We start from the raw sequence: 17,533 nt of genomic DNA on the forward strand, positions 1-17,533 counted from the left end.
GGTCGCCGACGTGGCAGGAGTGGAGGGACTCGAACCCCCGGCCCTCGGTTTTGGAGACCGATGCTCTACCAACTGAGCTACACTCCTGTGCAGCGCAGGTCCCTAGCGTTCGCTGCCGGGCAGGGCAAGCGTTTCTCAGGCGGCGGCGCTGGCGGCGTCGCGGCCGGTCGTGAGGCGCCGGGCTTCCTCCACCGGCAGCGGACGGCCGAAATAGTAACCCTGTACCTTGGTGCAGCCCAATGCCTGGACCATGCGGTGCTCGTCCTCGGTCTCGACGCCCTCGGCGGTCGTCGCCATGCCGAGCGACTGGGCGAGCGCGACGACGGCGCGGATGATCGCGATTGCTTCCTTTTCGCCTTTCGACGCCGCCTGGACGAAGGAACGGTCGATCTTGATCGACGTGAAGCGGGTGCGGCTCAGATAGCCAAGCGACGAATAGCCGGTGCCGAAGTCGTCAAGGCTCAGTCGCACCCCAAGATCGAGGATGCGTTCGAGCACCTGGACCGCGCCGGTGCCCTCGCGCATGAAGGCGCTTTCGGTGACTTCGAGCTCAAGGCGCCCCGGCGGCAGGCCAGTGCGCATCAACGTATCCGCGACGACGTTGACGAAACCGGGATTGTGGAGCTGTTCGGCGCTCACGTTGACCGCGACACGGACGGGCTCGCCCCACTTCACCGCTTCGGCACAGGCGGTACGCAGCACCCAGTCGCCGATCGGGGCGATCAGGCGCGCATCTTCGGCCAGCGGTACGAACTTCGCCGGCGAGATCACGCCCATTTCCGGATGGGTCCAGCGCAGCAGCGCTTCGAACCCGGTGAGCGCGCCGGTCCCCGCGTCGACGACCGGCTGATAGGCCAGATGCAATTCGTCGCGGTCCAGCGCGCTGCGAAGCTCGATTTCGAGCACCCGGCGCTCTTCGGCGCGGACATGCAGCTGCGGTTCATAGGTGTGGTAGGCGCCACCGCCCGAATCCTTCGAGCGATAGAGCGCCAGATCGGCCGAACGGATCAGCATTTCCGCCGTCCGCCCGTCGCGCGGCCCGATCGCCACGCCGACGCTGGCACCGATATACATGGTGTGATGGTCGACTTCGTAGGGCTGCGACAGCGTGGTGATGATCGTATGCGCCAGCGCCTCGATCCGCGCGGTGTCGCTGGCGTCGCGGACGACCACCGCGAACTCGTCGCCGCCCAGGCGACCGACCATCTCATTGTCGTTGACCAGCCGCGCCAGCCGCTCGGACACCTGGCCCAGCAGCCGATCGCCAATCGGATGTCCCAGCGAGTCGTTGACCGCCTTGAACCGGTCCAGGTCGATCATCATGAAGGCGCAACGCCCGCCCCAACGTTCGGCATCCGCCATCGCCCGCGCCAGCGTCTCGTTGATCAGGAGGCGGTTCGGAAGCCCCGTGAGCATGTCGAGGCGCGCCATGCGGTTGATCTTGTCCTGGGTCTGGCGCGCTTCGGTGACATCGGAGCCGACCCCGCGAAAGCCGATGAACATGCCGCGATCGTCATATTTCGGGCTGGCGGCCATTTCCCACCACCGTTCCTCGCCATTGACGTCGACCGGCAGCAGCAGGTCGCGAAAAGCCTCGCGGCCCTTCAGCTTCTCTGCAAGGACGCGCAGTCCCGCCGGCACGTCGCCGCTGTGCCAGGCCGGACCGGCGAGCACTTCGAGAAAGGGCCGGTCGTTGATCGTCGTTGGATCGACGCCGATCGACTGCGCAAAGCGGGGCGACGCGCGCACCACCCGCCGCTGTGCGTCGATCTCCCACAGCCAGTCCGCGCCCGAATCCTCGAACTCGCGCAGCAGCATGCTGACGGTCTCGTCGCGCTCGGCCAGTGCGATCTGACTGGCACGCAGCATGACGAGCGCCTTGCCCCGGGTGAAGCAGGCCAGCAGCAGCAGTCCCGTGAAAAGCAGTGAAAGCGACGCGCCGATCGCCGAACCGCCGAGGTAGATCATTGCCGATGCCGCGCCGCCGGTCACGAGCAGAAAGGTCAACCCGGCGAGCGGGAGCGATGCCATCGAAATCGCGACGCCGACCATGAGCACGCCCAGGATGAGGCAGACGCCGAACTGCTGCTGGGGGATGGCACCGGCCGCGAACAAGAGGGGAGGGACGCTCCAAACCGCTGCCAGGGCGACGCCTTCAAGGACGGTGTCGCGGATCTCCGACGCGCTGGCGATATAGGAAACGGCCGCTTTTCGCGCCAATCGCCGAAACACGATGGCCAGCGCCACCGACGCCACCGTCGCGCCCCAGCTCATCAGTTGCCAGGCCGGAACATCCGGCCGGAAGAGCAGGATCATCAATGCCGCGCAGATCAGGTTGGCGCCGCCGGTAAACAACGCCAACTGCCGTGCCGCATTGAGCTGTGCCGCACGCATCGCGCCCCAGTTCGCGCCCTCTGCAGAGTCGCGCAGCCCCAAAAGCGCGCCGTTATCGATGCGCGGCTCGGACAAAAGGGGGCGTTGCGGCTTGCTCACCGCGCCACGCTTACCAGCCGATGGTTAGCGAGCCGTTTCGCTTGAGATCAAATTCGATCAAATTACGCGAGAGGCCGTTGGCGGTCAGGCGGCCAGGTCGTACGGCTTGATCTCGCCGGCAAGATAGAGGTTGCGGGCCTTGGCGCGGCTGAGCTTGCCCGAACTGGTACGCGGCAGCGTGCGCGGCGGCACCAGTTCGACGACGCAGTTCATCCCCGTCACCGAGCGCACCCGCTCGCGAATCTCGTCGCGCAACCGCAGCCGCTCGGCCTCGTCCGACGTGCGGCACTGCACCAGCACTGCGGGGGTCTCCTCGCCGCCCGGGGTGGTGATCGCGAAGGCGGCAATGTCGCCGGCCTTGAACCCCGGCAATTGCTCCACGGCCCACTCGATGTCCTGTGGCCAGTGGTTCTTGCCGTTGATGATGATCATGTCCTTGGCGCGGCCGACGATGTAGATGTAGCCGTCCGACATGTACCCCATGTCGCCGGTATCGAGCCAACCGTCGGACATGCATGCGGCGGTCGCCTCCAGGTCCCGGAAATAGCCCTCCATCACCGACGTGCCGCGGCACCACACCTTGCCGATCGCCTTGTCAGGGAGCGGCGTGCCGTCCTCCTCGCGGATCTGGATTTCCATGTCGCGCACGGGCTTGCCGCAATTGACGATGGCGCGGAACCGCTGCGGACGATCGGCGCGCGCGACGCCGCCCGACAGCTGGGTTTCCTCGACCAGCTCGACGACGATGCCTTCGCCCGGCGGCATGATCGATACTGCCAGCGTCGCCTCCGCCAGACCATAGCTGGGCAGGAAGGCCGACGCCTTGAACCCCGCTTCGGCGAATACGTCGACGAAGCTCTGCATGACGTCCGGGCGGATCATGTCGGCACCGTTGCCGGCCAGCCGCCAGCGCGACAGGTCGAACCGGTCGGCGGCGCGCGTCTGGCTGGAGATGCGGCGCGCGCAGATGTCGAAGCCGAAGGTCGGCGAATAGCTGATCGACGTGCCTGGATTGCGGGTGATCAGGTCGAGCCAGGCGAGCGGCCGCCGCGCGAAATCCTCGGTCTTCAGGTAGTCGGTCGACACCTGATTGGCGATCGGCGACAGGAAGCAGCCGACCAGCCCCATATCGTGATACCACGGCAGCCACGAGATGCAGCGGTCGCGCGGTTCGAGCTGCATGCCGTGCGCGTGTGCCGCCAGGTTGTTGAGCAGCGCGCGATGGGTGATCACCACACCATGCGGAAAGCGCGTCGATCCGCTGGAATATTGCAGATAGGCGATATCGTCCGGACCGGCCTGGGGCAGCTCGGCTGCCGGGGCCTGGCGGCGCGCGAACGAATCCCAGTCGACGCCCTCGACCCCGCACTGGCGTGCAGCATCCCCGGCCATCGCCGCCAGCGATTCGGGATAGAACAGAAATTTGGGGTCGCAGCTGTTCAGCTGGACCGAAAGCTGGTCGACATAGGCATCGCGCCCGCCGAAACTGGTTGGCAGCGGCAGCGGCACGGGCCACGCGCCGGCATAGACGACGCCGAAGAACAGGCTGGCGAAATCGGCACCCGTCTCGGCGACCAGCGCGATGCGATCGCCCGGGACGACGCCTGCGGCGATCAGGCGCTGCGCCTGATCGATGGCATCCCGGCGCAGCTCGGAAAACGAATAGGCACGCGCCAGCTGGCCGCGCGCATCGTGGAAATTGAGGCCGCGCCGTCCGCGGGCGGCATAGTCGAGCGCTTCGCCCAGCGTCGCGAAATCCGCGAAGCGACGGGGCAGATCGTCTTCCAATGCAGTCGGGACCTGCGTTTGCGTGTCGACCGCCTTAACCGGTTCTTGCGAAATCTGTGCTGTCATCAAGTCCAACTCGCGCCCTTCGCTGCCGGTCCGTCGGCGGCGCGATGTCGCGCGCACCTCGGCCAGACTGATTATCGACCCCTAGAATCGGTGCGCACTGTGGCATAATCATGGCGCATGACGCGGCGTCCATCCAAGTCGCCCGGTCGGGCACCGCCGATCGACGCGCCGACGCTTGATCGCCTCGCACTGCGCTATGTCGAACGCTACGCCACGACACGCGCGAAGCTGGTGGCCTATCTTGATCGCAAGCTCGCCGAGCGTGGCTGGGCGGACGCGCGCCCGGACCCGGTCGCGCTCGCGGATCGGCTCGCCGACCTCGGCTATGTCGACGACCGTGCCTATGGCGAGGCCAAGGCGACGGCGATGGCCCGACGCGGCCTGGGCGCGCGCCGCGTCGACGCGGCGCTGTGGCACGCGGGCGTGCGCGGCGAGGATGCGGAGGACATTGCCCCCGTCATCGCCGGGCAGGCGGTGGAAAGCGCGCTGCGCTTTGCGCGCCGCCGGCGCTTTGGTCCCTTTGCCGACGCCCGGGCCGAAGGCGCGGTGCGCGAGCGCCAGTTCGCTGCCATGCTTCGGGCGGGACATGCACCGGAAATCATTGGCCGAATCCTCCGGATGGCACCGGGAGAGGACACGCAGACCCTGTTCGGGACAGAATAGCCGAAAGAAACTTTTGTTACGGCCAACGCTCGTGTTAGAAAGCGTCCCCGGGGGAAGGTGGACTATGCGTGCTGAGACAACGCGCGCATCGGATCGATATATCGACGATGCGTCCGACATTGCGGTTTCCAATGCTGCCGAAGAAGCAGATGAAATGCTCGTCAGCGGTTCGGTCAAGTGGTTCGATGTCGCGCGCGGCTTCGGCTTCATCGTTGCAGATGATGCGGGCATCGGGGACATTCTGGTTCATTTCTCGGTCCTTGAAGAACATAAGCGCCGCAGCCTGCCCGAGGGCGCGCGGATCACCTGCCGCGCGGTGCGGCGCCAGCGCGGCTTTCAGGCGCGCGCGATTGTCGACATCGACACATCGACCGCGGTCGAATCGCTGCGCGCGCGCCCCAGCGACCGTGCGGAGCGGTTGCAGTTGCTGGACGTCGCCGGCCCGTTCGAGCCGGTCAAGGTCAAGTGGTTCAATCGCCTGAAGGGCTATGGCTTCCTGGTTCGCGACGGCCGGCCGGGCGACATTTTCGTGCATATGGAAACATTGCGCGTCGCCGGCATCGAGCATGTCGAACCCGACCAGTCCGTCGAGGCGCGGATTACCGACGGCGAAAAGGGCCCGCTCGCGGTCGCGGTTCGCCAGCCCGGCTGATCGCGTCCATGCGCGTGCCAGCTCTCGCCTTGCTGCTCGCCGCGTGCGGGCTTCCCGGATGCAATGGCGGCAGCGCCGACCGGACGCTGACCGCGGCCGAGGAAGCAGCGGGGTTGGTCCTGGTCTCGATCGAGACGCGCGCCGGCGCCACGCAGTGGTTCAAGGTCGAAACCGCCAGCACCATACCCCAGCAACAGCGCGGCCTGATGTTCCGTCGCGACATTCCCGAAAATGGCGGGATGCTCTTCTATCCCTATCCCCCGGACGGCAGCGGCCCGCGCGAGGCGAGCTTCTGGATGAAGAACACCCCGACCTCGCTCGACATCATCTATATCCGCCCCGACGGGACGATCGCGCGGATCGCGGCGGGCACCACGCCCTTTTCCGAAGATCAGATCCCTTCGGGCGAGCCCGTGTCGGCCGTCCTCGAGCTTCGCGCCGGCCGCGCCGCCGCGCTGGGAATCGCACCGGGCGATCGGGTGCGCTTCGAGGGGTTCGACGCCCCGGCAGGTTAGCGCGCCGGCGGTCGATCGCATCGGCGGTTGTCGTCGCCGGGCCAAGCAGCTATCGGGCGCATATGGGTATCCTGTCGTCGATCTTCACCTGGTGGAACGGTGCCACCATCGGCACCACGCTGGCGCTGCGCGGCATGCGCAAGGTCGGCGTCGACCCGCTCGGCAACCGATATTTCCAGGGCGGGATGGACACCAACGGCCAGCCGCGCCGCTGGGTGATCTACAAGGGCGCGAACGACCCCAGCCGGGTGCCGCCCGCCTGGTTCAGCTGGCTGCATCACCAGATCGAGGGCGTTCCCGACGACGCACTGCCGCCGCCGCGGGCGTGGCAACAGCTTCCCGTCCCCAACCTGACCGGCACGCCGGCGGCGTACCGTCCGCCCGGCGCGCTCGACCGCGGCGGCCACCGTCATGCCGCCGCCGGCGATTATGAGGCGTGGACGCCCGACGCGTGACCGCGCGTCGTGTCCTTATCGGCGTCGTGATCGCGGGCGTGCTCGCGGCGGCGGCGTGGTTCGGTTATCGCGGCTTTGTCGCAAGCACGACCCGGAAGCCGGTCTCCAGCACGATCGCGATCGCGGTTCCGGAGGCGACGGTGGACAGCGACGTGGTGACCGTCGACGACGGCGCCGCCGCCAGCGTTCCGGGGGCCACGCCGATGGCCGATCGCGTGGCGGTGATCGGCGTACTCAACAAGCGCAATGGCGAAACCCGCGAGTTCCGGCTGAAGCCCGGACAGAGCGCGCGCTTCGGTGACGCGATCGTCCGGCTGCGCGCATGCGAGCGCACCGCGCCGTGGGAGGCCGAACAGCTGACCGGCGCGTTCGTCCAGCTGATCGTGCGCCAGTCGGACAACAGCGCCGGTCGCGCCTTCTCGGGCTGGGTCTTCGCCGAACGCCCCGCGCTCAACGTCGTGCGCCACGCGGTCTACGACGTCTGGCCCAAAAGCTGTGCGATGACCTTTCCGGCGACCGGGCCCGATACGGTGGCGGCGGGCAGTGCGCCCAGCCCGGCATCCGGCCCCAGACGGTCGAGCGCCGACCAGTCCCCCTCGACCGAAGGCGCGCCGACGGCGACGCCACCGGCGGTCGCGCCGAGCGAGGCACCGAGCAACGCCATATAGTCGGCGCGCGCGACCTCGATCGTTCCCATTGAGGCAAGGTGATCGGTCTGGAACTGGCAGTCGAGCAGCGTGAAGCCGCCGATCCGCAGCCGTGCGACCAGCCAGGCGAGCGCCACCTTTGAGGCATCGCGCGCGCGGCTGACCATGCTCTCACCGAAAAAGGCCCGGCCGAGCGCCAGTCCATACAGCCCGCCGACCAGCCGGTCGCCGTCCCAGCATTCCACCGAATGCGCGAAGCCCAGCGCGTGGAGCCGAAGGAAGACTCGCTCGATCGGGCCGTTGATCCAGGTATCGGGCCGGTCGGGCGCGGCCTCGGCGCACAGGCGGATGACGTCGGCGAACGCGGCGTCGGCGGTGACGCGATAGCGATCGGCGGCGATCGTCTTGCGCAACGATCGCGACAGGTGAAAACGGTCGATGGGCAGGATGCCGCGCAGCTTGGGCTCGACCCAGTAGACGCTCTGTGCCGCGCGATGATCGGCCATGGGGAAAACGCCCATCGCATAGGCCTTGAGCACCATGCCGGGGTCGAGCTCGTTCAGGCCCGACATCGCGTCATTTTTCCTGGACCAACAGTTGCTCGATCCGCTGCCACAGCGCGGCGAATGCCTGGGCCGGCTTGCTGCGCGGCGCGGTCGATCCCACCGGCTTGCCGGTCGCTGCCATCGCCTCGATCGCGCTGGCGGCGGGAATGACCGGCCAGTCTGGGTGCCGCGCGATCGCCTCGCCATGCAGGCGGCGGCGGCGATCGACCATCGAATGCACGGGCAGAACCCTTAGCTTCTTCGCCCCGATGCGATCGAGATGCGCGCTCACTTCGCCAAAGGCGCGCGTGGACAGCGTCGACGGGATCACGGGCACGACGATGAGGTCGGCGGCGCGCATCACCTGTTCGCTCGTTTCGGTCAGTCCCGGCGGGCAATCGAGCAGCACATGGTCATGGCTCTGGCCCAGATCGCCGAGCAGCTTGGCCAGCCGCTTCTTCTTGTCGAGCTGGTGGAAAACGATGTCGAGTCCGCGCAGCGAGGTATCGGCGGCGATCAGGTCGATCCGCTCGAACGCCGTCGGACGAATCAGCTTGGCGACCTCGACGTCCTTCGTGAACACCGCCTGCGCCTGGTCCTTGGCGCGCTTTTCGGGGGCGAGCAGAAAGCTGCTCGCGGCCTGGGGATCGAGATCCCATACCAGCGTTCGCCGCGCCGACAGCATCGCCGCGCACCACGCCAGATTGACGGTCAGCGTGGTTTTTCCGACGCCTCCCTTCAGGCTGTAGATCGCGATCGTCGCCATGCCGCGTCCTGTTCCTTTCGAGCCATGTTCGCCCGACTATCCCGCCTGATGCGGGCGAAGTCGAGACGCATCGGGATCATGCGGTCGATAAAAAGGGGCCGGCGGCATGTGCCACCGGCCCCCGATCGAAAGGAAATCGGGCGATCGCGCGATCAGAGGTGACAGCTCAGCGTACCGCCGCCCGGCTTGGTAAGAGTGACGTTCTTTTCGTCGCCCTTCAGCGTGTAATCGCTGCCGGTATAGGGATCGCCGGCATTTTCCGCGCGCAACTGGGTCGGCAGGCCGTCCTTCGTGTCCAGGCGGATATTGGCGAGCTTGTCGCCATTGAAGAAGTCGACGTACAGCAGGCTGTTGTCCTCACAGCGGAAGCTGACGCTGGCGCGGATCGACGGCGGCAGCTCGACCGGGCCCTTCTTGGCCTTTTCGGCGGCGAGCGGATCGGGCGCGCGCGAGTCCACGACTTCCGGTTCGGGCTCACCGCAGGCGGTGAGGGCGAGGGCAACAGAGGCGGTTGCCAGCGACAGAAGGAGCTTTTTCATCGCCCCAAGCCTTCGCTGATGCAGCAGGGCGCGTCAAGATGGCAGTTGGCAGGTTCAGCGGCGTTGTCGTAGCGTCAGCCGGGTCGAACTTGGCGCACTGCAGCAAGATTGTCCCAGCTGGCGGCGGCTAGCGTTCGATCCGGGTGACATGCCCCATCTTGCGCCCCGGGCGGGCCTCATGCTTGCCATAGAGATGCAGATGCGCGTCATCCTGCGCGATCAGGTCCGGCCAGCGCGTCACCTGATCCCCGATCAGGTTCTCCATCCGCACCGCTCGGGCGGTCAGCCCCGTCGGCCCGAGCGGCAGGCCGCAGATCGCGCGGACATGGTTTTCGAACTGGCTGGTCTGCGCGCCCTCGATTGTCCAGTGGCCGCTATTGTGGACGCGCGGCGCCATTTCGTTGAACACCGGCCCGGTGTCGGTGGCGAAGAACTCGAGCGTCAGCACGCCGATATAGTCGAGCCGCTCGGCCACCCGGCCGGCCAGCGCAGCGGCTTCGGTCCACTGGCTTGCGACCATCGCCGGGGCGGGGAGGGCGGAACTGGCAAGAATGCCATCGGCATGCACATTGACCGGCGGCGGGTAGCCCATGATCGCCCCGTCGGCACCGCGGGCCAGCACGATCGAAAATTCGTGGGCGAACCGCACGAACCCCTCGAGGATCGCCGGCGCGGCACCGATCGCGGCCCATGCCGCATCGGCGTCGGCGGGGGTGTGCAGCCGGGCCTGCCCCTTGCCGTCATAGCCGAACCGCGTCGTCTTGAGGATCGCGGGGCAACCGATCGCGGCGATCGCCGCATCCAGCCCGGCGCGGCTGTCGACCTCGCGCCAGGGAGCCGCGCGCCCGCCCAGATCCTCGACAAAGCGCTTTTCCGCGGTCCGGTCCTGGGCGACGCGCAACGCCGCGACCGACGGGCGTACCGGCACGGTTGCGGCAATCGCCGCGATCGGATCGGCGGCGATGTTCTCGAACTCATAGGTGACGACATCGACTGCCTCGGCAAAGGCGGCGAGCGCGTCGGGATCGTCATAGGCGGCGCGGGTGAACGCGAAGCAGACATCGTTGGCCGGCCCGCTCTCGGGTGCCAGGATGTGGGTGCGATAGCCGAGCTGAACCGCCGCCACGCCGATCATCCGGCCCAGCTGGCCGGCACCGATGATCCCGATCGTCGATCCGGGGGGCAGCAGGCCGGGCGTCGTCATTGCGGGTCGATCACCACATCTTCGGTCTGGCGCGCGCGCCATGCCACCAGTCGCTCGCCAAGCGCCGCGTCGTGCGTCGCCAGGATCGCTGCCGCCAGCAACCCGGCATTGGTCGCGCCCGCCTTGCCGATCGCCAGCGTGCCCACGGGGATGCCGCCGGGCATCTGGACGATCGACAACAGGCTGTCCATGCCGCTCAGTGCCTTGGATTCGACGGGTACGCCCAGCACCGGCAGGTGCGTCATCGCCGCCGCCATGCCGGGCAGGTGCGCGGCACCGCCGGCGCCGGCGATGATGACCTTCAGCCCGCGCCCGGCCGCCTGTTCGGCATAGTCGACCAGCCGTTTCGGCGTGCGATGGGCGGAGACGACCTTGACCTCGTGCGCGACGCCCAGTTCGCTGAGCGCGTCGGCGGCATGGCGCATCGTCTCCCAATCGGAAGTGCTGCCCATGATGATGCCGACCAATGGTGTCATGCCCAAGTCCCGGAGCCCGAATTCAGGAAGCGCAGCCTCTAGAGCGCGTCGGGGGGTGGGGCAAGGACGGATGCCGCCGCGCCGATCGCGCGGGTCATGCGCAGCAACGGGACCGGCTCGCCGCCGCGATGCTCCGTCACGGCTTCGACCGGCCGGTATCCTGCGGCGCGATAGAGCGGCACGCCGGCCATCGTCGCCATCAGCTCGGCCCGGGTGAAGCCTTCGCCGGCCGCCGCGCGCTCGCAGGCAGCCAGGATCATGCGTCCGACGCCGCGCCGGGCATGGCGGGGATCGGTGTACATCGCCCGGATGCGCGCAGCGTCGGTCGCGGGGTCGAGCAGACGCGGCTCGCGCAGCGTCGTGCTGGCATCGCTGCCGTACAGGGTGGCGCGCCGGCTCCATCCGCCGCATCCGGCCAGGTCGCCGGCGGCTTCCACCACGAAATAGGTGCCGTCGGCGATGAGCTGGCTATCGAGCCCCATCACCGCGCGGCTCGCCTCGATCTGGGCCGGGGTCAGGAAATCGCGCTGCAGCGTGGCGATTGCCCGCGCCATCAGCCCGCGCAGCGCGTCGAGGTCATTCGCGCGCGCGGGGCGCAGCGCGAGCATGCCGTTACCGCTCGTTCAGATAATAGCGGTCGGTCGCGCCCAGCTGATCGTCCAGTTTATAGACAATCGGCTGGCCGGTGGGGATTTCCAGACCCGTGATGTCGGCGTCGGAGATGCCCGAGAGATGCTTGACCAGCGCGCGCAGCGAATTGCCGTGGGCGGATATGACGACGCGCTTGCCCGCGCGCAGTTCGGGCGCGATCCGCGCTTCCCAATAGGGCAGAACGCGCGCAATCGTGTCCTTCAGGCTCTCGGTCGCCGGGACCGCGATGCCGGCATAGCGCCGATCGTTCGAGAGATCGAACGCGCCGCCCGGTTCCATCGGCGGTGGCGGCACGTCGAAGCTGCGCCGCCAAACATGCACCTGTTCCTCACCGTGCTTCGCCGCGGTTTCGGCCTTGTTGAGCCCGGTCAGCCCGCCGTAATGGCGCTCATTGAGCCGCCAGTCCTTCTCGACCGGCAGCCACAGCCGCCCCATTTCCTCCAGCACCAGGTTGAGCGTGCGGATCGCGCGCGACTGGAGACTGGTAAAGCACAGATCGAAATCGAGGCCCTTTTCCGCGAGCAGTTGCCCGGCCGCGCGCGCCTCCGCGACGCCCTGGTCAGTCAGGTCGACATCCCACCAGCCGGTGAAGCGGTTTTCTAGGTTCCACGCCGACTGGCCGTGGCGGATCAGGACGAGCTGGGGCATGACGGGGGCCTTTTCGAGCGGAGTTGTCTCGACGCTCCCTAAACGCTGAAACGGGAAGGACAAGGTTTTGCCTCATCCTCCCCGTTTCAACAGGTCTATGTCGCCGGACTTAGAAGCGGATGCGTCCGCCGGCGTAGAAGCGGCGGCCGAACACGTCATAGACGCCCGCGGCCGTGTCGGTGCCGGTCACGTTGAACACCGACCCCGACAGGATGTTCGGCGCGTCATTGTCGAGCACATTGTCGACGCCGACATAGAACTCATACGTCTTCGCCGCCGTCCAGCTCAACTGGGTGTCGAGATAGAATTGCGCCGGAACCGTGATGTCCTCGGCTTCCAGCCCATAGGCCTCGAGCGTCAGGTCGTCCTCGGCCGAGCGGCCGATATAGGTGCCGGTCACGTTCCAGCGGAAATCATCGTCGGCATAGTTGAAGGATGCGGTGAAGCGGTCCTTGGCCGAACCGATTTCGCCGGCAAAGTCGTCACGCTGACCTCCTTCGAGCGGGATGACATAACCCTTGAGCAGGTGGGTATAGGCGACGCGCAGGCCGATCGTGCCGGTATCCGACAGCACCCGCACCGGGGTGTTCCAGGTCACGACCGCGTCGATGCCCTCGGTCGCCGCCGACCCACCGTTGATGAGCGGCGCGTCGATGAACTCGAGCGACCCCGCGCTGTTCGATGCGGTCGGCGTCGCGCGGCGCTGGATGAGGTCGCAGAAGTCCTGGTCGCCGGCTTCATAGCATTGCGCGAGCGTGAACTGGCGCGGGGCCGAGGTGATGTAATCCTCGACGTCGATGTTGAAGTAATCGACCGACAGGCTCAGCCGCTCGAAAATGCCGCCCAGCTGGCGCGGTGCCAGCACTGCGCCGAAGGTGTAGGAGCGCGACTTTTCCTCGTTCAGGTCGGGATTGCCGCTGTTGAAGCCGCTGATCCCCTGGACGTCGGGCTGGGTGAGCGTGAAGGTGCCGTTGGCCGCGATGTTGGCCAGCACGCCCGGGGCCGCGCGGCAATTGTCGCCGATCGTGCCGCCGCCGGTCGCACCGATGCCCTCGCACGGATCCTGAAGACCGGTGGGGAAGGTCTGCGACGGACCGGTGAACAGCTCGCCGATGTTCGGCGCACGCACCGAACGCGCATAGGTGCCGCGCACGCGCAGGCCGTCAAACGGCTCCCAGTCGCCGCCGACATTCCAGGTATAGACCGTGCCGACCGTCGAATAGTCGGAGATTCGGCCCGCCGCGGTCAGGTTGAGCGACTTGAAGAACGGGGTGTCGGCCAGCACCGGAATGCGCAGCTCGCCAAAGACTTCGCGCACGTCGAACGAACCCGCCGTGTCGGGAATGGCGTTGCCGCCGTTCAGCCCGGCATTGGTCAGCGCATCGTTGTTCTCGGCGCTAGATTCCTTGCGATATTCTGCACCGACCGCGACGCCCAGCGGGCCGGCGGGCAGGTCGAACAGCTCACCCGACAGGCTGCCCTGGATCTGCTGCTGGGTGATGCGCGTCTGGAACGACTGAGGCGCCTGGACATATTGCGCGGCCTCTGGCGTGATCGATCCGGCGCCGAAGACGTTGATCGGCACGCAGCCCTGGGCCCGCGCGGTCGCGCTGGCGCAGACGGCGTCGGTGGTCGATCCGTTGTTGTTCAGGTCGTTGACGTCGGGGATCGCCGCCAGCGCGTTGGCGAAGTTGAGCACGTTCACCTGGCCGTTCGAAATCTGCGATTCCGACGTGCGGCCATAATTATAAAACACGTCCCAGCGGAACCGGTTGTCGAACAGGTCGCCTTCCAGGCCGACGACGAAGCGATAAAAGTCGCGCGACGTGCTGCCGTTGCGGGTGCCGATATCGCTCAGCCGGCGGGCGAAGGAAATGTCGCGCAGGCCGTCGCCATCCTCGTCCTGGGCGGCCGCCGCAATCGCGCCGGGCACCAGCGGGTTGAGCACCGCCACGCCGTTCACGAACGTCTCGATCGGCACCAGGCCGCCGGAGGCGGGGAAGATGTTTTCCGATCCCAGCGCGAACGGCTCGATCTCGCGCGACGAGCTGGTGTTGTTGAACGTGCCTTCGGCATAAACGCGGACGCTGTCGGTCACGTCATAATGCGCGCGTCCGGCGAACAGATAGCGTTCGACCGGCACCGCGATGGTGCGGAAGAACTGGCGGTTGAAACCGTTGACGTTGGTGTTGAACCCGGTCTGCAGATTGCCCTCCGGGTCATAGGTGAAGGACTGACCCCCGGCGGTGAAGCGGCCCTGCGGCGCGAAACCGGACAGGAACGGCTCCAGCGGCGTGCCATAATCGGCGGGGTTCTCGCCCGTCGCCAGGAAGGTGTCGATATCGTCGAGCACGGTGTTGCGGCGACGGCGCGACAGCAGGCCGCCTTCGTTCGAATAGCCGGCGTGCAGCATGATGTTGCCGCGGCCATCGGCCAGGTTCGCGCCAAAGGTGATGTTCGCCTGATAGCGCGGGTCATCGCCGCGTTCGGTGATGCCATATTGCGCGTTGGCTTCCAGCCCTTCGAAATTGTCGCGGTAGATGAAGTTGACCACACCCGCGACCGCGTCTGAGCCATAGATTGACGACGAACCGCCGGTCAGCGTGTCGACGCTTTGCAGGAACTGGGTCGGGATGACGTTGGTGTCGACGGTCGCCGATCCCGGCACGCCGGAAACGACGCGGCGGCCGTTGATCAGGACCAGCGTGCGCGCGGTGCCCAGGTTGCGCAGGTCGATGCTGGCGACGCCCGTGCCCGACGTCAGGAACGCGGTGTTGGTGCGTGCAAAGGTCGGCGCGCCGAACACCGGATTTTCGAGCAGTAGTTCCTGGACATTGGTGATGCCCGAATCGGTGATCTGCTGGATGGTCGTCGTCTGCACCGGCGCGATCGACGTGGCGTTGGGCGATACAATGCGCGAACCGGTCACGACGATCGCTTCGTCGCGCTGGTCCTGATCCGTCTGGGTCTCGGGCGTTTCGGCCTGCGGTTCGGCGGGGGCGGCGGGCGTCTGCTGCGCGTGGGCGGGAACGGCGATCAGCGACATGGACAGCGCCACGGCGGCGCAACCGGCCATCAGGCCGGCGTTACGCGAATACAACATTTTCTACTTCCTTACGCTACGCAACACATACACGGTCGCCGCCGATCACCCGGCATTGACCCCCGCGCCGGCGATACGCGCCGGTTCGGGATGCGCGGCAGAAAGCAGGGATGCGCCCCCGACAAAAGCGTCAATCGACATGCGCGCGCACGGAAACCGCCGCGACTGTGGCTCTGCGGCAACAGTCGTCGGGATGAGGGCTTACAGGTCGTCGATCATCCCGGCCAGCGTGTCGAGGCAGGCGTGCGCGAGCAGCTTGCACCGGTCGGGCGACCAGCCGAATTCGGGGTCGGGCGCGGGATCATGATCCTTGAACGGCATTTCCAGCGTCATCGCGACCGCGCCGAATCGCTCGGCCAGCTGGTTGGTCGACATCGCCAGATTGGCCTTGCCCGGCTTGGCCTTTTCATAGCCGCGCTGCGTCTGGAACAGCGGCGTCGTGGCCTCCAGCGCGTGGGCGAACCGGTTGAATTTCGTACCCAGCGCATCGGTCCAGCCTGGAATCCCCTCAAACCCGGCCAGGAAGTTGGCGGGGATCGCTTCGTCGCCATGCACGTCCATCGCGAAGTCGACGCCGGTCGCGTCCATCGCCGCCAGCACGCACAGCACTTCCGGGCTGCGTTCGGCGGTGGGGGCGTGCCATTCGCGGTTGAGGTTGACGCCGGCGGCGTTGGTGCGCAGGTGCCCGCGCCGCGACCCGTCGGGGTTCATGTTGGGCACGATGTGCAGCGTCGCCGCCGCGCGCAGCCTTGCCGCGGTCGCATCCTTCGCGTCGGTCAGCTTCTCGAGCGCGCCCTCCATCCACCATTCGGCCATGCTCTCGCCGGGATGCTGGCGGCCATAGAGCCAGACCTGCTTCGCACCGGTACCGAGTTCGAGGCAATCGATCGGCTGCCCGTCGAGCGAACGGCCGAGCGTGCGGTGGCGGACGCCTTCGCGCGCGCCGATCCGCGCGATCAGGTCGTGATGACGTTCCATCGCATAGGGCGCAAAATAGGCGAACCAGGCGACGTCGCCGCTGAACTGATGGGTGAATGACAGGACTCCGCCGGCATAATCGGTGTCGGTCATCCGCCAGTGCGCACGATCGGTGCTCATCCGCGCGCGATAGCCAGGCCAGCCGAACGCATAGGCCGCGCCGCCCGCATTCAGGATCCGGAAGGTCAGCGTGCGCCCGCGCGCGCCGGCGGCGCGGAAATGGAACCATTGATAGAAATCGGACTGATGATCGGGCACGATCTCAAGGTCGATGCGGTCGCCCTCGATCGCGACCAGGCGAATATTGCCGCTGTCGAACGCGGCATTGATATCGATGCTCATTTGACCGTGATAGTGATGCCGGACTCGCCGGGAAAGTCCCTGAACAGCGCGGATGCGACCTTTTGTGCCTGGGCGACCGGCTGCGCATCGTCGGTGCGGGCGATCGCCTGGGCCGTGGCCTTGCCGTCCCAGATCACCGTCGCGTCCCCTTGACGCCGCAACTGCACGACGATGTCGGTCGCCAGCACCTCGCGCGTGCCGCCGCCGATGCCGAAACCGACGCCGCCGCCCAGCCCGACCCCGCCGCCGCGCCGGCCGCCGCTGATCCCGCCGCCACCGACGCCGATCGACACCGGCGCGGGCTTTTCCACCGTGCCGACCGGGCGGCGCTGGAACCCGACCGCGGCGACATAGTCGGCGGTGCGCGGGTCGGCCGCGGCGGCAAAGCCTAGCCGCGCCATTTCCGCCTGCACCGCATCGGCATAAGTGCGATATTCCGGCCCGGTGGCAAGCTGGCCGCCGACTGGCTCGACCGCGACGGTGCCCGCGGGAATCGCGCCGCCCAGATGATAGCGGGTGACGTCGACCGGCCCGGCGCGCGGCGTTGTGGCGCATCCCGCCACAAGGATCGTCGCCGCCAGCGCGGTCATCGGAAGGAGGGAGCGGGTACGGAACATGGCCAGTCTCCTGTCGCGGGCAACGAACCGCCCGCCGCACCCGCTATGCGACAGAAATCGGGCGACGGCCAGCATCGCCAGGGGGACGCGCGCGGCTTGACTTGCGCGCGGTCAATCGTTAGGCGGCACGCTCTTTCCGGGCCACCCCGGAACCCCGACACCTATTGAAAGCCAAGCGAGCCGGTCATGAAGATCGTCAATTCCCTCAAGTCGCTCAAGGGGCGGCACCGTGACAATCGCGTGATTCGCCGTCGCGGCCGCATCTATGTGATCAACAAGACCAATCGCCGGTTCAAGGCCCGCCAGGGCTGAACCACGATCGGTCGCGCTGAACCGGCCTGCCTCTCCCTGACCGGAGACGCGGGCCGTTTGCGTTAGTTCGCCC

17 protein-coding genes, 1 tRNA gene and 1 pseudogene are annotated in these 17,533 nt (G+C 67.3%); 6 read left to right on the forward strand and 13 right to left on the reverse strand.

Going from position 1 to position 17,533, the window contains the following annotated elements; translation table 11 throughout:
- Window positions 1-11: 11 nt before the first annotated feature.
- The 3 genes from AX709_RS14540 to AX709_RS14550 all read right to left on the reverse strand — a co-directional run bounded on the left by AX709_RS14540 (window position 12) and on the right by AX709_RS14550 (window position 4,347).
- Window positions 12-87, reverse strand: a tRNA-Trp gene (locus tag AX709_RS14540).
- Window positions 88-135: 48 nt separating this feature from the next.
- A complete protein-coding gene (locus AX709_RS14545) occupies window positions 136-2,493 on the reverse strand; it encodes an EAL domain-containing protein (protein WP_066482652.1) in 2,358 nt (785 codons plus the stop codon).
- 84 nt (window positions 2,494-2,577) lie between these two features.
- The gene (locus tag AX709_RS14550; RefSeq protein WP_066550541.1) at window positions 2,578-4,347 is read right to left on the reverse strand and encodes a fatty acyl-AMP ligase; all 1,770 of its coding nucleotides are present in this window, start codon (window positions 4,345-4,347) and stop codon (window positions 2,578-2,580) included.
- 117 nt (window positions 4,348-4,464) lie between these two features.
- On the opposite strand from AX709_RS14550, the gene AX709_RS14555 reads away from it, so the two are divergent.
- The 5 genes and pseudogenes from AX709_RS14555 to AX709_RS18330 all read left to right on the forward strand — a co-directional run.
- Window positions 4,465-5,010, forward strand: coding sequence for a RecX family transcriptional regulator (locus AX709_RS14555; RefSeq protein WP_066482641.1), 546 nt, complete (start codon window positions 4,465-4,467; stop codon window positions 5,008-5,010).
- 64 nt (window positions 5,011-5,074) lie between these two features.
- A complete protein-coding gene (locus tag AX709_RS14560; protein WP_066482635.1) occupies window positions 5,075-5,662 on the forward strand; it encodes a cold shock domain-containing protein in 588 nt (195 codons plus the stop codon).
- 8 nt (window positions 5,663-5,670) lie between these two features.
- The gene (locus tag AX709_RS14565; RefSeq protein ID WP_066482633.1) at window positions 5,671-6,177 is read left to right on the forward strand and encodes a DUF192 domain-containing protein; all 507 of its coding nucleotides are present in this window, start codon (window positions 5,671-5,673) and stop codon (window positions 6,175-6,177) included.
- A 62-nt stretch (window positions 6,178-6,239) separates the two neighbouring features.
- Entirely contained in the window at window positions 6,240-6,632 is a 393-nt protein-coding gene (locus tag AX709_RS14570) for an NADH:ubiquinone oxidoreductase subunit NDUFA12 (RefSeq protein WP_066550441.1), read from the forward strand.
- Between the two features lie 203 nt (window positions 6,633-6,835).
- A pseudogene (locus tag AX709_RS18330) lies at window positions 6,836-7,069 on the forward strand (DUF2155 domain-containing protein); the annotation flags it as partial.
- A 35-nt stretch (window positions 7,070-7,104) separates the two neighbouring features.
- On the opposite strand, the gene aat reads toward AX709_RS18330, so the two are convergent.
- The 10 genes from aat to AX709_RS14620 form a co-directional block, all read right to left on the reverse strand.
- A complete protein-coding gene (gene aat, locus AX709_RS14575; protein WP_066550443.1) occupies window positions 7,105-7,851 on the reverse strand; it encodes a leucyl/phenylalanyl-tRNA--protein transferase in 747 nt (248 codons plus the stop codon).
- Window positions 7,852-7,855: 4 nt separating this feature from the next.
- Window positions 7,856-8,590, reverse strand: coding sequence for a ParA family protein (locus AX709_RS14580; protein WP_066482627.1), 735 nt, complete (start codon window positions 8,588-8,590; stop codon window positions 7,856-7,858).
- A 152-nt stretch (window positions 8,591-8,742) separates the two neighbouring features.
- The gene (locus tag AX709_RS14585; RefSeq protein ID WP_066482624.1) at window positions 8,743-9,129 is read right to left on the reverse strand and encodes a hypothetical protein; all 387 of its coding nucleotides are present in this window, start codon (window positions 9,127-9,129) and stop codon (window positions 8,743-8,745) included.
- 127 nt (window positions 9,130-9,256) lie between these two features.
- Window positions 9,257-10,333 (reverse strand): 5-(carboxyamino)imidazole ribonucleotide synthase, encoded by a 1,077-nt coding sequence (locus AX709_RS14590; RefSeq protein ID WP_066550446.1) that lies wholly within the window; start codon window positions 10,331-10,333, stop codon window positions 9,257-9,259.
- Entirely contained in the window at window positions 10,330-10,809 is a 480-nt protein-coding gene (purE, locus tag AX709_RS14595; RefSeq protein WP_066482616.1) for a 5-(carboxyamino)imidazole ribonucleotide mutase, read from the reverse strand. Before purE ends, AX709_RS14590 begins: the two co-directional genes overlap by 4 nt.
- Window positions 10,810-10,847: 38 nt before the next feature.
- Entirely contained in the window at window positions 10,848-11,417 is a 570-nt protein-coding gene (locus AX709_RS14600) for a GNAT family N-acetyltransferase (RefSeq protein WP_066550448.1), read from the reverse strand.
- Window positions 11,418-11,421: 4 nt separating this feature from the next.
- Window positions 11,422-12,108: a 2,3-diphosphoglycerate-dependent phosphoglycerate mutase gene (gpmA, locus tag AX709_RS14605; RefSeq protein ID WP_066550451.1), complete on the reverse strand. Its 687-nt coding sequence runs from the start codon at window positions 12,106-12,108 to the stop codon at window positions 11,422-11,424.
- Between the two features lie 109 nt (window positions 12,109-12,217).
- Window positions 12,218-15,211: a TonB-dependent receptor domain-containing protein gene (locus AX709_RS14610; protein WP_066550454.1), complete on the reverse strand. Its 2,994-nt coding sequence runs from the start codon at window positions 15,209-15,211 to the stop codon at window positions 12,218-12,220.
- Between the two features lie 201 nt (window positions 15,212-15,412).
- Window positions 15,413-16,531, reverse strand: a complete 1,119-nt coding sequence (locus tag AX709_RS14615) for a M14 family metallopeptidase (protein ID WP_066550456.1) — start codon at window positions 16,529-16,531, stop codon at window positions 15,413-15,415.
- The gene (locus AX709_RS14620; RefSeq protein ID WP_066550458.1) at window positions 16,528-17,148 is read right to left on the reverse strand and encodes a DUF4136 domain-containing protein; all 621 of its coding nucleotides are present in this window, start codon (window positions 17,146-17,148) and stop codon (window positions 16,528-16,530) included. The genes AX709_RS14615 and AX709_RS14620 overlap by 4 nt, the downstream gene beginning before the upstream one ends.
- Window positions 17,149-17,334: 186 nt before the next feature.
- On the opposite strand from AX709_RS14620, the gene ykgO reads away from it, so the two are divergent.
- Complete coding sequence (gene ykgO / locus AX709_RS14625) at window positions 17,335-17,460, forward strand: type B 50S ribosomal protein L36 (protein WP_066482602.1); 126 nt, start codon at window positions 17,335-17,337, stop codon at window positions 17,458-17,460.
- Window positions 17,461-17,533: the final 73 nt, after the last annotated feature.

This window comes from Sphingomonas sp. CCH15-F11 (assembly GCF_001557005.1).
GTDB lineage: Bacteria > Pseudomonadota > Alphaproteobacteria > Sphingomonadales > Sphingomonadaceae > Sphingomonas.